This is a genomic window from Fusobacterium ulcerans ATCC 49185 (assembly GCF_900683735.1).
In the GTDB taxonomy this organism is placed as follows: Bacteria; Fusobacteriota; Fusobacteriia; order Fusobacteriales; family Fusobacteriaceae; genus Fusobacterium_A; species Fusobacterium_A ulcerans_A.
Window position 1 is genome coordinate 1,903,962 of sequence record NZ_LR215979.1, and the last position, 17,847, is coordinate 1,921,808.

General features: G+C 30.2%; 7 protein-coding genes. All 7 read right to left on the reverse strand.

Annotated features, from left to right (window positions below; genetic code table 11):
- Positions 1-125: 125 nt before the first annotated feature.
- Positions 126-1,499 carry a sigma-54-dependent transcriptional regulator gene (locus E0E45_RS08560; protein WP_130890789.1) on the reverse strand — a complete coding sequence of 458 codons (1,374 nt, stop codon included), beginning with the start codon at positions 1,497-1,499 and terminating at the stop codon, positions 126-128.
- A gap of 13 nt (positions 1,500-1,512) precedes the next feature.
- The gene (locus tag E0E45_RS08565; protein WP_130890790.1) at positions 1,513-3,516 is read right to left on the reverse strand and encodes a transporter substrate-binding domain-containing protein; all 2,004 of its coding nucleotides are present in this window, start codon (positions 3,514-3,516) and stop codon (positions 1,513-1,515) included.
- Positions 3,517-3,908: 392 nt separating this feature from the next.
- Positions 3,909-5,240: a peptidoglycan-binding domain-containing protein gene (locus E0E45_RS08570; protein WP_130890791.1), complete on the reverse strand. Its 1,332-nt coding sequence runs from the start codon at positions 5,238-5,240 to the stop codon at positions 3,909-3,911.
- Positions 5,241-5,479: 239 nt separating this feature from the next.
- The gene (locus E0E45_RS08575) at positions 5,480-5,842 is read right to left on the reverse strand and encodes an adhesion protein FadA (protein ID WP_130890792.1); all 363 of its coding nucleotides are present in this window, start codon (positions 5,840-5,842) and stop codon (positions 5,480-5,482) included.
- Positions 5,843-5,854: 12 nt separating this feature from the next.
- Positions 5,855-6,283: a hypothetical protein gene (locus E0E45_RS08580; RefSeq protein WP_130890428.1), complete on the reverse strand. Its 429-nt coding sequence runs from the start codon at positions 6,281-6,283 to the stop codon at positions 5,855-5,857.
- Between the two features lie 73 nt (positions 6,284-6,356).
- Complete coding sequence (locus E0E45_RS08585; RefSeq protein ID WP_130890793.1) at positions 6,357-16,502, reverse strand: autotransporter-associated N-terminal domain-containing protein; 10,146 nt, start codon at positions 16,500-16,502, stop codon at positions 6,357-6,359.
- A gap of 688 nt (positions 16,503-17,190) precedes the next feature.
- Positions 17,191-17,556, reverse strand: coding sequence for a hypothetical protein (locus E0E45_RS08590; protein WP_172604179.1), 366 nt, complete (start codon positions 17,554-17,556; stop codon positions 17,191-17,193).
- Positions 17,557-17,847: the final 291 nt, after the last annotated feature.

The following is a 17,847-nucleotide window of genomic DNA, read 5'->3' on the forward strand; positions in this document are numbered from 1 at the left end:
TGTTTCTTTATTCTTTAAAAAATAATATTTTTAGATCTATGAAACACTTTTGCAATATAAATTTTCTCTTTTGAATTGAATTTGAAATTTTTTAAATTATATTTTATGTATCAAAGAAAGAAGTATTACTCTTTAAGAGATTGAATCCATTCTCTAAGATTATATTCTAAAATTTTATTATTTAACTGACGTTTGCTGATATCCAAGGCAGCTGCAGCCTTAGATAAATTTCCTTTGCACTCTCTGATTTTAGAACGTATAAATTCCATTTCAAATTGGTTTCTTGCATCTCGCAAATTTTCATAAGAATGTAGACTTCCATCTTCTTCTGTGTGCTGCAGATATCTTTTTGCATTCTTAAAATATATAACAGAACCTTCTGCTAAAACTATCAAACGTTCAATTATATTTTTTAATTCTCTGATATTCCCTGGATAATGATAGTTTTTTAAAAAATTCATAGTTTCTTCATCTATATATTCTATTTTTTTCTTCAACTCCATTTCAAATTTTTTAACAAAAAAATGAATAAAACTTTCAATATCTTCTGGTCTCTCCCGAAGAGGAGGAACATGGATAACAATTCCATTAATTCTGTATAAAAAATCTTCTCGAAGAATTCCACTCTTAACAGCTTCATAAATATTTTTGTTAGTTGCTGAAATCAATCTGATATTGACATCCATTTTTTTACTTCCACCAACACGCTCTATTTTTTTATCTTCCAGTACTCTTAAGAGCTTTACCTGTGTATTCATTGAAACATCTGCAATTTCATCAAGAAACAATGTTCCATGGCTGGCCTCTTCAAATTTTCCTATTTTTTGTTTAATTGCTCCTGTAAAAGAACCTTTTTCATGTCCAAACAACTCTGATTCAAGAACTCCTTCTGAATATTCCTGACAATTGACTGGAACAAATGGAAAAGTATTTCTTTCACTTTTTTCATGTATATATCTAGCTATTACTTCTTTTCCAACTCCAGATTCCCCAAGAATTAAAACAGATATATTACTTCTAGCAACTTTTTTACATATATCTAATATATTTTGCATATCAGTATTATTTGATTCAAGCAAAGATATTTCCTTATTTTGATTTTTTAGTAAACTATTTTCTAATTTGAGCTGCTTTAACTGTAAAAACCTCTCAATATCCAGAAGTAAAGTACCTGGATCATTGCTTTTAATAAAATAATTATATGCTCCACTCTGAATTGCCTGAACTGCTGTTTCAACTGTTCCATATGCAGTAACAATAATAACTCCTACCTCAGTATCATAATCTTTTATCCAGTGAAGAAGTTCTATCCCTGTTTCATTTTTCATAATCAAATCTGTTACTACCATGTCAATTTTATGGTCCTTGATGATTTCTCTTGCTTCTGCAATACAGGAAGCCATATAAACATAATACCCCTTCTCCTCTAATATTAGAGAAAACATCTCTCTATAATCTGCTTCATCATCTACAATTAAAATTTTATAATCTGCAAGCATCTAATTCTCCTTTTTAAAAATGAATAGAAATAAAAAACTTTGTGCCCATCCCATATTGACTTTCAACAGAGATATCTCCATTATATTTTTTGACTTCATTATATACAAGATATAGCCCAAGCCCTGTACCATATCCTTCTCCTTTTGTTGTATAAAAAGGATCAAAAATATAAGGAAGTCCCTCCTCTGATATTCCCACTCCATTATCTTCAATTAAAAAGTGAAGAGAATCCTCTGCAGAAGAAATAGAGATTTGTATCAAATTATCATCTTTGGTAATTGAAAAAGCATCAATTGCATTTTCAATAAGGTTAATCAAAATAATATTAACAGCTTCTGCATTTAAAGTTACCATAGGGTTTCCCTCTAAGTTGACATGGTACTTGATTTTTTTAGCTTTTAATTTTGTTTCCATTAAAGTCATTATATTACTTACTATTGTTTCAATGTTTTCTTGAGTACATTTATCAGATGCTGTTCTTGAAAATCTAAGTAAATGTTCAATCAGATTATTAACTCTTTGAATTGAATTTTCCATCATACTTATAGCTTTTTCCTGTGATTTATTAGATACTTTCATTTTAATAAGATAAATTCCATTCCTTATTGTTCCCAGAGGGTTTCTGATTTCATGTGCCAAACCAGCTGATATCTGACCTATGGTTATCATTTTATTTTCTTGATGAAGCTTTCTCTCTATAATAAGTTTTTCTGTTATATCTTCTATACTTAAAATTCTAAGTTTTTCTTCTCTTGAAATATAAGGAGAAAGTTTAACTTCATAACATCTATTTTTTAATGTATTTCTAAATTTAAGACTAAGATCTTCCTTCCATTGAGGATATTTTGATATTTCCAATAATTCAGATAAAAAAGAGAATTCAAAAAGACTTTTTTCCACTACATCCTTCCTACTCTGAGAAAGCAAAGTCAAAGAGGCACGATTACATTCTATCACTACACAAGCTTCATTGATAATAAACAGAGCTATGTCCAGATTATTCAATATCATACTGATATTTTTCTTATTTTCTTCAATTTCTTTTGTTTTCTCCAACACTCTTCTTTTCAGAAAATAATTCCATATATAAAGGCCTATTAAACAAATGAGCAAAATAATTGCAATATTGATAAATGATTCCAGTTCCCTCTTTTCTCCTCTTATAGATTCAGAAATTCCAAACCATTTCTGTTGAACCTTTGGCACTATATGATTTTTTTTCATCTGTAAAATACCCTTATTAAGTATGGACAGCAATAAATCAGAATCTTTATTTACTGCCAATACTACATCCTTTTCATATAAAAGAATCACATTATATTTCTGAGTTTCATAAACATTATACTCTTTCCAATAGGTAGAAATAACAACTTCATCTCCAATTGCAGCATCAACAATCCCTTGCTGTAAAAGTTCCAAAACTGTTTTTGTATCATTTACTAAAACAAATTGAACCATTGGTTTTCTTTCTTCTTTTAAAAAATTATTGATATATTCTGCTGCTAAATCTCCTTTTGGAATTGCTACCTTTTTCCCTGACAATTCCATAATATCTAATATATTACTCCCATCTTTTGGAGAAATAACAACAGTTTTTAATCGATATATTGGGATAGAAAAATTAAATTCCTTTGCTCTGCTTTCACTGGGAAACATATCTCCCACATCAATCTTATGCTCTCTCAAAGCTTCCATTAAATTATAAAAAGTATACATATTTATAGTAATAGGTGTTGCTGTTTCAATTGACAAAAAGTTTACATAATCAACAATCAATCCAGCATACTCCCCTGCAGTATTATCATAATAGGAAATTGGAGGGGCAGTAATATCACTTCCCAACCTAATTGGGCTATGAAATTTCAAATAATCCCTTTCTTTTTCTGTAATAGGTGATGAATACTTCAAATATGTTGGAAGAGTTGTTCCGTATTTCATAACTACAATTTGATTCCATAAAATAACACATACAACTACCATAATTACAAGAATGAAATGTCTTTGAATATTTTTCATAAAAGCCCCCTAGATCTTATGAATCAATTAAAAATTTAATATTTTAAAAAGTATAAGAAAAGAGCTAAGATAGAATTTCTTTGTTCCTCTCAGCTCAATTTTATTTTTCTCTTTTTTTGATATTTTAAATATTTTTAGATATCTAAAGTAGGTATTATTTACTTTAAGACTCTAAATTTCTCACTAGTTATATATTCAGTATAGCATAAAATAAGGATACTGTATATATTCCATTTTTCTTTCAGCACAAGAAATAGTTTAAGATATTATAAAACTATCTTTAAGAAAAAATCTGAAAACAAAAAAATTTGTTAAAAAAATCAAGAAAGTGAGTTTTGCTTCAATTATGAAAATATAGGAAGAACTTTCTCTTTTTTCTTTTATTTTAAAATTTATTCATTATACTTTATTTTTATTCCTAATTTTTTTAATAGTGCTTCATTAACTTTTCCAGTTTGCTGCATTTTATTATCTTTTTGAAAAGCATATATAGCTTTTTCTCCTTTATATCCTTTCCATAACAATACTGTAAATACCTCATCTTCTGAATAAACCAATTTTTTTGTTGAAATTTTTTTAGGAAGAGTTGTTGGTATATCTATATTTTGTTTCATAAAAAAGGTAGAAAAAACTATATATCCTAGTAAAAATATTATAATAAACAAAGATATTACAAATTTTAAATTTAATTTTCTTACTTTCTCCTCTAGCCCTTTTACTTTTTTATTCTGTCTCTCTTCTCCTATTCTTTCATTTATAATTTTATTATTTTTATTTTCTAGTTTATTTTTAGTAATATTTATTATTTTTATGAGATCCTGTCCTAAATATGAAGGAGTTTGGCAATCTATATCAGCTAATTGACACAACAATCTAGAATTATCATCTGAATGCCCCAAAGCTGTTATAAATGGAATATTTAATTTTACTATTTCATTACAAAAATCTATATCATCAAAAAGTTTCATCTTACTTCCTCCACCTTTAATGAAAACTAAGTAATCATATGAAATATTTTGTTTCTGAGCTTCACTAATTTTTTTTTCAATTTCTTTTACAAGTTCATATTCTTTCATAAATTCATAATCATTGAAGGAAGTTCTTATTATATTTTCATCACCAACTGGTGTAAAACCAAAAAACTTTTGAATTTCATTTTTATAATTTCCATTTTTATAAAGATCATTCATTATATCAGTGTCATTAGTTCCATTATTTCCCTTTAAGCTTGTTATAATTAAAAATCTTACTTTTTCCTTTTTCTCTAATTTTGAATAAATTATATCAATTTCTTTTTTATTTTCCTTAGCTTTGATTTTAAGTAAACTTTCTTTTAATCGAATAGCACTTAAGAAATCTGGATATTCTTCAGCACTTTCAATTTTTTTAGCCTTAATTAATTTCATTTGAGTGTATAATTTTAATTTTACAGAATATCTATCAGGAAATACTTTCAATATTCCTGTCATTTCATAATTTTCTCCATTTTTTAAATCCTTTCTAGTTTCTTCAGTAGTTAAAAGAGTTATTTTATTTTTATTAACATCTTCTAATTCATCAAAAAAATAATATGATTTTTTTTCAAGAACCATATTATATTTTCCAATCAGTGTTACTTTATTTTTAGATTTAAATTCTTCATATTCTTTATTTTCCCAGATGTTGAAACTATTAAACTTAATTATTTCTTTCTTCTTTTTTTCATAAAAACCTGTATTATCCAATATTTTCTCCTTTAAAATTTATTTATAATTTCTTAATAAAGAGATTTTTAATTCATTTTTTTAATTTTTTTACTAGTTTTTAAGTGCTGTTATAAATTTATTTTACTAATTTTTTTAATTTAAAACCATTCTTTTTTAAATTTTATATTTATAATCTTTTATTATTTTGTTCTATTAATGCGATTGCAAAAAATAGCTGCCAATAGGCAGCTGATTTTCTTCAATTATAGTATTATTTTTTATTTTATTGCTTCAAATATACTAATTATTTCTTCCTGTTTTTTCATATCTGCTTCTAGTTCTTTTTTAGCCTGTCCATATTTTTTTGCTAATTCTTGATATTGTGCTTTATAAAATCTATTCTCTTTTACATTTTGAATTATTTTTTCCTTTTCTACTATTTCTGAATATACTTTTCTTTGTGAAGCTAGTGTTCTCTCTGCTTCTTCTGCTTCAGCTTTTCTTTGATTGTACATTGCTTTTTCTTCTGCCTCTAATTTTTGAAGATTGAGTTCAAGCTGTTCCAGTGTTGACATTACATCTGTTGCTGAATATGATATTGCTGATACTACTAATATACATCCTATTAACATCTTTTTCATTTTCTTTCCTCCTTATTTGTTCTCTTCTTTTTTCTTTGGATCTTCTACCTTTATATATTCTTTTAAAGTATCATTTATTTTATATTTTTCTACTAATTCATTTATTACTTTTACCTTTTCTTCACCTAGTTTTTGATTAAATAATGCCTGTTGAAGTTGTGGATATACTTCTACTGTATTCTTATCTTTTAATATTTCTGTATTATTTTTATATACTTCTAATAACTCGTAATCATATATTTTTACTGTTTTCTGCGCTATTGAATTAAGATAGAATTCTATTTCCATATTAAGTTTCATTTCCTCAAGATACTTTTTTTCCTCCTCTGTATATTCTTTCTTTTCCATTTCTGCAAGGATAGCTTTTCTTACTAAAAGCTGTGCAATAGCATCCTTATTTTCTCCTAAAGTTTCCAATTCTTTTTTTGTTAATTTAATCATTGTTATCTCCTCCAAGTTATTATGATTTTTTTATTTCTCTTTGTTAAAAAACTTTTTTTATAATATTTTAATACTAGAATTTGTAATTGAATCTTACTCCATATTTTACTGATGAATCTTCTCTGTTTCCTTCATCTGCTGCCTCTACTTCAAATGTTACTCCCATATAGTTGGCTTTCTCCACTGTTAGTCCTACTTTTCCTATCAGTTTTCCTTCTCTTTCATCTGGAGTAATCAAGCTGTAGTATCCTTCTCCTCCATTTTTTAGTCTTGCTTTGTTTCCATCATAGTTATCTCCAAGTTCATATGCATACTTTACATCTGCTGTTACTTTTACTGATACATCATTTCCTGCATAGATTCTTTGGGATGCTTTCACTCCTGCTCCCAGTTGTGCGCTTAAGTAGTCATTATCTTTAATCTGTACTTCAAGTCCGCCATTGCTTCCTGCGCTTTCTGTAAAACCATCTACTTTTCCATACTCTAAATCTAAATCTGCATATATATCCAATTCCCTTGATAAATCTGTATAGATAACTTTTGTTATTCTGTTATCAAGTGCTACAGAGTAAGTATTGTACTCTCCCTTATTCTCAAATGTTTCATGAAGGTTAAGCTTTCTCTCAGCTATATGTCTGTTATATCCTAGTTCTATTCTTGACAGCCATGATACTTTATGTTCTTCACTTAGATTTTTAACTCTATGTACTCCTGCTCTCAATGAATACACATCCTCTTTTGAATCATTTTCAAATTCAAATTTCGATCCTGTAAATCCTAGTGTATATCCGTATTTGCTTCCATACTCTGTTCCTTCTTTTTCTTTCATGTAAAGAAGACCCATTATCTTGTAATCATAATCTTCTATTCCTAAAGTTGGATCTTTGTAGTCTCCATCAGTATAGATTACACTATACTTACTGCTGTCTTTAGTTAGATTGTATGATGATTCAAGCTCATAGAAAGAGTTATCAAATGCTCTGTTGATATCCTGCATTCTTCCCTGAATAGTTGAATAGATATCTCCTCTTGCTTCTGCAAGTTTTCTAGAAGCTTCCTCTCCAAATTGGTCTCCACCAAATTCATTAAGATATGCATTTAAATTTTTTAATATTTCTGCATCCCTACCTATTCCATTACTGTTGGCAAGAATATTATCCAATCCTTTATCTAGTGCATCAAACTGCTCTCCTATTGTGATATCAGCATATGGTCTTTTTACAATAATGAGATCTCCACCATCTGTCATTTTTGCTACAAATAGAGGTGATGTTACTGGTGTAAGTTTTGTTCCAGTTATTACTCCTGTTGCTGTATTTACAAAATCTTTTATTTCATATGTGATTCCATTTCCTGTTGATGCAAAGTTTGGAAGAATGTTTACTTCTCCACTTACACTATGAGCATTAAACAAAGGTACTCCTGTTGTTACATCTACATACGCACCATTTATTATCAGATTTCCGTCTGTTGTAAGTGTTCCTCCTGCAGAAACATAATTTCCATTGATTTTAATACTTCCATCTGAAGTAATTTCTACAGACCCCATTTGTGCATTAGCTAATCCTGCTAACTGTGTTCCTGTTCCACCATTTACTACAATATGTCCTGCATTTACTGTATTTCCAATTCCTTCTATTCCTACTCCATTATTTACTGTTATTGTTCCACCATTAAAAAATGTTGCTCCATTTCCTACAAGCATTCCAACACCTGCATTTACAGTTATATCCCCATAATTTTCTATTCTAGCACCATTATAGGCTGCCATCCCTACTGTTATCGCTCCACAGTCTGCAAGTGTTCCTCCAAGATTAATATTGGCTCCTGCTGCATTGACAGCTACTGCTCCATCTCTTACAAGGATTCCTACTCCTCCATTATCTATATTTATTGTTCCAGTATTTGTAAACTTAGTTTCAATTCCTGTTCCATATACTCCTACTGAATGATCATGATTTACTGTTATTGTTCCTGAACTTGTTGCCACAGTTCCTTCTCCAATATATATACCTACTGAATTTTCATGTTTTGTTGCATCATCATGGTTTCCATTTACATTTGTTTCTCCTACAGTTATATTTCCTGTATTTGTTACTATATTTTTTCCATTTGAGTAGATTCCTACTGCTGCCATTCCCAAATCCATATTAACATTGTTATTAATTGTAGCAGAATTAGAAGTCACAGTTGATGAAATTATATTTCCACCTGCATCTTTAGTAATTATAACTTGCTGCACATAAATTCCATATCCACTGTTTCCTACAGTCCAGTCATTTCCTGCTGTAGTTGTTATAGTTCCTGTTCCATTCAGTTTATATATTCCTACTGACCCTGTATCTCCTTCCCCAGTTCCTTTGTCTGCAATAATCATATTTCCATTATGTGTTACATTACCATTTCCTTCACTTACAATACCTATACTTGTATTTGTACCAACTGCCATATCTCCTGTTACTAATGCATTCATTCCTTCTTTAGCATATACTCCTATAGAATTGTTATTTCCAAGAGTTATTCCTGTTGACATTGTTAAAGCAATATCTCCACTTCCTGAACCATAGATACCTACTCCATTATCTCCTACATTCATAGTTGTTCCACTTTGGCTAATATTTCCAGTCATATTTTTTCCATAGATTCCTATGCTGCTGTTTCCTACTGAAAGATTCCCTGTAGTTCCTGTATATGTTCCTCTATCTAAAAATACTCCAATTGATGAGTATTTCATTGGATCATCTGCATTTAATGAACTTGGTGCATCTACTGATATATTTCCTGTAACTTTTATTGTACTATTTTCTCCATATATACCAATATTGTTGTCTCCTCCAGCTACAGATATTCCACCTATAGTAAGATTAGAACTTCCTTTCGCCATTATTCCTACTTGATTAGCTGTTCCAGCTCCTCCAAGAGAAATTGTACTAGATATATTTCCTGTTGAATTATTTAATACTGCACCTATTGTATAGTTTCCTATTTGTGTAATTGTTGGCATTATTCCTATTGATGCTACACTATCATAATAAACCCCTATAGAGTATTTAGCTGGATCAAAAGCTGTTTCAGCAATTCCATTTTGAACTGTAATTGATGTTGTTATAAATGATGGAGCTGTGTTTTGTACATATACTCCTATTCCACCACCTTTAGCTATTATAGTTGAAGTTCCATTCGCAGTTACACTTCCTCCTTCTGCTACTATTCCTATTTGATTATCAGCTGTGATATCTCCTGTAAAATTCAATACAGTTCCTTTGGAATACATATATATTCCATTTGTACCTACTGTTATATTTCCAGTATCAGTAACTGTAACTGTTCCAGTTCCTTCAGCATACACTCCTATTCCTTTATCCCCAGCTGTAATTGCTGTTGTTCCTGCTAAAATTATATTAGAATCTTTTGCTACTACTCCTATTGCACTCTTACCTGCACCTGAATCTCCTACTGTAATACTTCCATCTATTGTAGAAGAAGTTGTTCCTGTTGCCATTACTCCTACACTTTCATTTCCTAAAGCAATAGTTCCTGCATTTATGTTTGAAGTGACTCCATCAAGAACTAATCCTGTATTTCCTGCAGTAGTTGAAGTTATATTATTCACTGAAAGATCATGTATGCTCCCTTTCAGATATACTCCTATTCCTTCTGTTCCTGTTATAGTCATCTCATTATTTTGTATTGATGTAGATACTGCATTATAGTTTGAATATATTCCTATTCCCTTATCTCCTACATTAATATTTTTTGTACTCACTATATCAGCTACATCTGTATATATTCCTATAGAAGGCGTAAAAGGATCTATACTTGATTTTCCACTTACATTAATAATCCCATCATTTATTATTGTAACTGCTGCTAATGGATTACTTGTTCCTTTCACTGCTGCAAGCCCTATTCCTCCACTATGAACTGTTAGTGTCCCTCCATTATTTTTTATACTTTTTGCCACTATAGTTTTATTGTCATATGTTCCCAGAAGCCCTGTTGATTTTTCTCCTACATCTAAATTACCAGCTGAAGTTAAGTCTCCATTTGAAGTTGCTATAAGTGTTCCTAATCCTTCTACAACAAAATTACTTCCAAGATTAAGAGTTCCACCACTGTTAAATACTCCTATTCCTCCATTTAAAAAATTAAATGTAAGTTTCTCTGCAGTTGTTCCTAGATTGGCTGTACCTCCATCTAAATATATTCCCGTTCCTCCATTTATATCAAGAACTGTTGTTTTTGTTGTAAGAATATTTCCTTTATTTACATATATTCCTACTCCATTATTTCCAATGGTTATCTTTCCATTATGTGTAAGAGTCTTTATTCCAGAATTAGGTTTTGTACTATCTTCTAAATATACTCCTACTCCATTTTTTGCATTTATATTTACTTTATCCAGTGTATATGCTCCAGCAGCATTTAAAAGAATTCCTACTGATGTTTTGCCATCATTTGCTCCACTGGTAGTTTCTTCTTTATTATTTCCTGTTTCTATATTTACATTCTCAAATGTAACTGTATCATCAAGAAGGTATACTCCTACAGAACCTACTCCTGTTGTTACATCTTTTGATATCACTGAATGTCCCTTGGCAGCAACTCCTACTGCTCCTTCTCCTTCTACATTTACTGCAAAATCTATTTTGGCATTATTTCCATATACACCAACTCCATCTGGCTTTATATCTAATGTTCCAGTTTTTATTTGTCCTGCAGCTGTTCCATTTAGAGATATCCCTACTCCTCCTGATGTAATAGTTCCACCAGTTCCATCAAAACTGTTAGTAGCACCATCTACATATACTCCTGTTCCTGTAGTTGTAGTTATTTTTCCTGTATTTTTACCCGAACTTGTTCCTGTTCCTGCTATATACATTCCTAGATTAGCTCCTGCTATTATCTCTTTTTCAGATATATTTTCTATTATTGCTATTTTTCCTGTACCAGCTTTAGCAACCATTCCTACAACTGTTTTATCTTGGGCACTAGCTGTTCCACTCATTGTAATAGTTCCTGAGTTGGTTCCCTTACCTTCTTCTACATATATCCCTATACTGTCATTATCAGCCATTGTGATATTTCCAGTTGAAGTTAGTTTTGAATCTCCTCCTACATATGAACCAATATTTTCAGTTTTTCCTGCTGTTGATGTTATATCAGCACTATTAGTAAGAGTTATCCCCTCTCCTGCATATATTCCTATACTTTTACTTCCTATGAGAGAAATAGCTGAACTATTTGTTGCATTTCCAACACTATAATATAATCCTATATTATTAACATCAGTTACTGTATTATTTACAGTTATTGTTCCTCCAGCTGTAGAAGCACCATTTGTAAGATACATTCCTATTCCCTTACCAGTATCTGTATTTAAAGTAAGACCTCCTGTTCCTATAGTTACAGCCCCTCCACTTCCATATACACCAACTGCTCCTACAGAATTTGTTCCTCTAGCTGTTACAATTCCAGATACAGTTGATTCTCCAGCTATATATACTCCTGTTGTTTTATCTCCAGTTGCTGTTATATTTATATCTTCTAAAGTGTTATTTCCATTAGAATATATTCCTATTGCTTCATTTATGACACTTAATTGCCCCTCTGTATATTTATCCCCTGTAAATGTACTTCCAGTACCATCTGCAGTCCTTTCAAGATATATTCCTACTGTTTTATTTCCTGAAGCGTCTGTAGAATTAACTCCATCTACTTCTACCTTTTTACCTATTCCTATTTTTACATCAGAATTTTTTCCATATACATAGATATTTTTATTTATATTATCACTTGTAAATTTTACATTATCTGTAAATTTTACTTCTGCGCCTTCAGCATAAACTCCTACACTTGAATTTCCATCAAATGTTATGCCATTTCCAGCAATTTCAGCTATTGCTCCTGATTTTACATAAATTCCTGTAGAACTATTTGCTTTTAAATTAATTTTTCCAGTATTTATTGCCTTAGCACTAGCTCCTTCTGCATACATTCCTATTTGAGAAAAATCATTAACATCAATTATTCCTGCTGTTGCATCATTAATAATATTAGCAGTTGTAGTGTACATACCTACAGCACCATTTTTACCAGATGTAAGCTCAATAGTTCCTGTATTTTTTGCTTTATTATTTACAGTTCCATCTATAAAAATACCTACTCCATTTCCACCCACTTTTAAATTACCAGAAGATGTAATATTCATATTTTTTACATATATTGCTGTCCCCTTTTTAAATTCAGATGCATCTATATCCAAATTTATAGTTTTATCATCAATTCCAGTATCTGATCCATTGTAAAAAATACCTGTTTTAGCTGTATCTTCATTATTTTCCAAAGTAACTGCTACTGCTGTAATAGTTGATGTTCCATCAACCATTACTCCTATTCCACCAGAACCAAGATTTAATGTTCCAAGTGCTGTTATTTCACTATTATTTGTTGCATATATTGCTACTCCACCACTTCCAACTGTAATATTACCAGTATTTGAAATTATAGATTTATTCCCATAAATTCCAACTGCAGCAGAAACTCCTGAATTTCCAACTGTTATACTTCCTGTATTTTCAACAAAAGCTCTATCTTTTCCTACAGAAGCTACATTATTTTCAGCATAAATACCCACTCCTGAAGTTCCTTTTACAATTATATCTCCCTTGTTAGAAATCTCTAAAACTTTAGTAGTTGTATCCCCACCATCTGTTCCATATGATTCAGGAGTATCTGGACTCCCATCAGGTTTTATTTTTGTTGCTAATCCAACTATTCCTACTCCATTTGCAGTTTCAGCAGTTCCAATATTAATAGTTCCCGTAGCTGTATTTTCTATTTTACTTCCATTTACTCCTACAGCTCCACTTCCACCATCAGTTTCTATAAGACCATTATTTTGTATATGTCCATAACTTACATATATCCCTGCTTGATTTCCTCCACTTATTTTTATTTCACCATTATTTATATATCCAGAATCACTATTTTTTCCACTAGTATTAGCAGTCACATTTGACCCAAGCACTAATCCATTACCATTGATAGAAGTTATTTCAATACCAGAATTAATAGTTATTTGTTCTCTTTCCATTCCAATATCATTAAAGGCATCTTCTCCTTTTGTATCTCCTTCAGACTTAGCATCTAAATCTATATTTTGAGCTATTACCATTGTTCCACCTTCAAGATAACTATTATACCAGTGCCCATTTTCTTGAATAGCTGCAACTTTAGGAATAGTTGCTAAATGTCCTAGATATCCTGTTTCTCCATTCCATGTTATATTTTGATTTTTAAATACACCTAGATTAATTCCATTATTTTGCAGACTTATTGTAACATTACCCATACCATTATATTTTGCTGAAGTTCCTGCTTCACTTGCATAGTCATCTCTCTCTCCAGAAAACACTGCTCCATTATACATTGTTATTGTAGTTGCCCCTGTAAAGTTTATCTTTGAAGTATCATCTGCAAAGAAAGGAAGTTTTTGATAGTGATCTCCTGCTTTAATATCCTTATGTTCAATAGTTCCCCCACCAAATTCTACATATCCACCTTTAAGACTTGCAAGCCCGCCACTGACTCCTGTTTTTATCTTATTTCCTGTTCCTCTTAAATAAACTTTAGCATTTGCTCCATTTGCAAAAGCTCCCAATCCATTTATTTCTGCATTTCCTGTTACTGTAATAGTTCCATTTGCAATAGCATATCCTCCGATATTATTATACTTTTTATTTTCAGTAGTTACTCCACTATCTATAGCTTTTATATCTGCATTGATTTTTACAGTTCCATTATCTGCATAACCTATTATAGAGCCATATCCATATCCCTCAGCAGCTTTTTTTACAGTGATTAATCCTCCATCTTTTGCGAAAAATGCTATTCCTTCTTTACTCATCATATTGAGGTTTTTATCCACTATTATTTCAGTAGGTTTTCCTTCTAAATTATTTCCAGCTAATGATGTTCCTGCAGCTGTCCATTTTCCTTCTGCAAAGGCAATAATAGTTCCCATTCCTGTATCAGCTTCTGATGTACTTGTTCCATTTATTCCATCAGAAAAAGTGGTAGTTTTTATTCCTTGTATGTCTATAACAGTTCCATTTTTAGCAAGGAACATAAATCCATTTTTAGAATATTTTCCAAACTTTATATCAAATTTATCCATTATTAAATTATGAATAGGGTCATTTGTAAAATATGATATATTTGACAGTTGGGTAACATCTACTCCATCTCTTTGCCCTGATATAGCATAGACACCTACATTTCCATCAACAGTTGTATTTGTATATCCATCTTTTTCAAGTTGTCCTCCAGCTATTTGTGTAGCCTCTCCTGTTGAATTCAATTGTGTTCCAATATTAAAATATAAATCAAAATATCCCTGATGAATTCCCACATCATATCCTGATATTTTTTTATTGAAAAAGATTCCAACATTTTCATCTCCATACATTTCCATGGGTTTTGAAGGGTCTAGCTTAACATAAGGAATATAAGCTTCCACTGATCCTTCTCCTAATGAGCCTGCTCCTGGTTTTGTTATATACTTTGATTTATCAGGAACCCATGTAAGAAATGAAACTCCTATATTAGATGCTCCATTAAATATAATCTTTCCTGTATTTTCTATTTTTAATCCACCAGCAAAATTTCTTACTGCATAAACACTATTTGTCTTAGTATCAATAGTAATATTTGCATTTCCTGCAAATTTTGTAGCAAATTGTTCTCCTCCAAAATTTTTATTTTCTTGAGCTGGGCCACTTCCTTTCAGATGAAAAACTGTATTTTCATCTCTTAGCACATTTATTGTTACATTTTTCATTGTAGTCTGACCACCTCTAAAAGCTTCAGCATTTATAAAGGCAGCTTTACCATATAGGTTGGCAGTTACATTTTCCAAATGAACATCCGCCACTAGATGAAATGCTTCTGTTCCTGTAGCTGGAGCTCCATCTGATATCCCATTAACATTTCCTGCTACATAGAAAGTCCCGCCAGTTATTCTATTTCCAGATAACCCAGTCCATCTTCCATTATATGAATTAATTATACTTAAGTGCCTTTTATCATAATTTCTAGCACCATCAAAGCCAGAAGCAGTCTGTCCTCTATATGAATCTTGTGCAGCCCCTGTATATCCTGCTGTATTAGTTATTACTCCCTCAGTTGTAACTCCAGACCAAAATGTTCCCCCTGTAACATTAATATTATCTCCTAATGAAAGGTCACTAGAACTTGAGGGATTAGTATTAGCTACTGGATTAGTACCACTCATCCATGCCCATGCAAAATCTGAAAATGGACTTGCATCTGGTTCTACTATATTTAAAACTCTATCTGGTTCTTCAGGAGCTGGAGAAGTTATTGACTCAGGTGTCTTTACATTTAGTGATACACTTATCTTCACAGGAGTTATATTAACTTCTGGTGGAACTAAAACTGGAGTCTTTATATCTGGTGTTGTTATTGTTATTTGATTGTTTTGTGTTATAGTTATAGGAACTTCTATTACTCCAGGTGTTGAAGGAATATTTACTCCTGGTACGCCAACTACTGGCAATTTTGGAGCTGTTGGAGTCAATGGTTCTGGTAAATCTCCCAAAACTACTTCTGGTGCTGATACATTTACTGATACATTTGGATTAATTTGTGGCAATACTGGTTCTACTGGTTTGATATTTGCTCCTACTTCTATTGTTTCCCTAAATGTACTTGTATCTACAGCCACTCCATTTCCTGCCATCAGCATATCTTTTCCTATATTTCCTGTAGACTTTAATATGCTTCTTCCACTTCTTGTTCCATAATGCTTGTTTATTGCATCTATCGTTTCTGAAAACTCTTTTTCTGTTACATCTTTCATTTTTCCACTATCTAAATGCTGATAGCTGAAAAAAACTTGTGTGCTGTTGAATAAAGGCTTAGAGTAAAAATCTCCCTTTCTTACAAGTTCCACAAAGTTTGAATTGTATTCTTTTATTAATCTCTCATTTTCTGCTATTTTTCTCTTTATTTCTTCCCGCTCTGTTTGTATTCTGCTTAAAAGATCTCCCTTACTTTCCTGTATCTCCTCTGCTGTTATTTCTGCCCCTATTGATATTCCTCCTGTTATCATGAAAACTATCAAAAGTGATAACGAATAACTTACTTTTCTCTTCAAAAATCTTTTTAAAGACTTTTCAATATCAATTTTTTTCATATATCTTTTCCCCCTCGGACTTTTACTACTACTAGATTTAAACTTGTAATATATTTCATCAAATTTCTGATTTAGAAATATTTCATTATCATTTAACTATATTTCTAAAGTTCTTCAAATTTACAATTCTCTGTCTATTTCAAAACTGGTTTTACTCCTGTTATTTTTATTGCAATTATATTTTCATTTTAAATACTTTTTCCAATAAATTTATTTATATATTCTCAACTATTTCTACTCTTGATTAAATATAGCTTTCATAAAAAGTTAAGAAATAAAGAGTAAATAATATTTCTATTAAGTTTTAGTTTTGATAAAATATAATATAAATTAAAATCATTGTCATATTATGTCATTATTTCACATAATCAATAATATATAGGAAAATAAAATTGATAAATAAAGATAGAGATTGATTTGGAGGGGAAGTTTATATAATTAAACTGGTTTTTGAATAGTATAGAGAGATAAAAAATTTAAAATAGCTTTACTTTGCTATATATTCTTTATTTTAAGAATTTTTTCTCTATCTTCAAATATATCAATTTTTTATTTTTTTAAATATTTATCTTAAGTTATATATTTTTTATAATTATGGAAAATACATAAACAATTTATATTATATTTTTATTCTTTTATATATTTTTTATCTTTTAAATCCAGCATTTTATGCTCAATTTTCATTTATTTAACTATTACTCTCTTCTTTTGTTATTTCATCATTCTCTACCAATGTATATGGTATGTTTTCCAATACTTCTTTTAATTGTTCGTTATTTAACTTTAGTCTTTTTAAAATAACTTTTGAATTTTCTATATAGATGCTTATAAGTCCAGTGCTGTTTTCTAAAACTTTTTCCAGTAGAATTACTACATTTGCTTCTTCTTTACTTTCAACTGAATTTAAATATTTTAATTCTAAATATCTTTTATTTAATATTTCTCCTCTTAACCAGTAAATATTTCCTAAAAATTTATAATAAAATTTTATTCCTTTCTGTTTTTTTTTAATTTCCTTACTGAGATATAGTTTCTTATAAAATTTAAAAGGCAAATAAGGAAAATGAGGAAAAATAAAACTACTGCTATCAAGTAAGTTCTGTTGCATGTCATTAAAAATTCTATAATCTTCTCTTTATCCATAGTATTTATTTCCCTTTTTTTTGTTATTTTTAAGTATGAGACCATTTTTCAATGATCTCATACTATTTTAATTACTAGAATTTGTAATTGAATCTTACTCCATATTTTACTGATGAATCTTCTCTGTTTCCTTCATCTGCTGCCTCTACTTCAAATGTTACTCCCATATAGTTGGCTTTCTCCACTGTTAGTCCTACTTTTC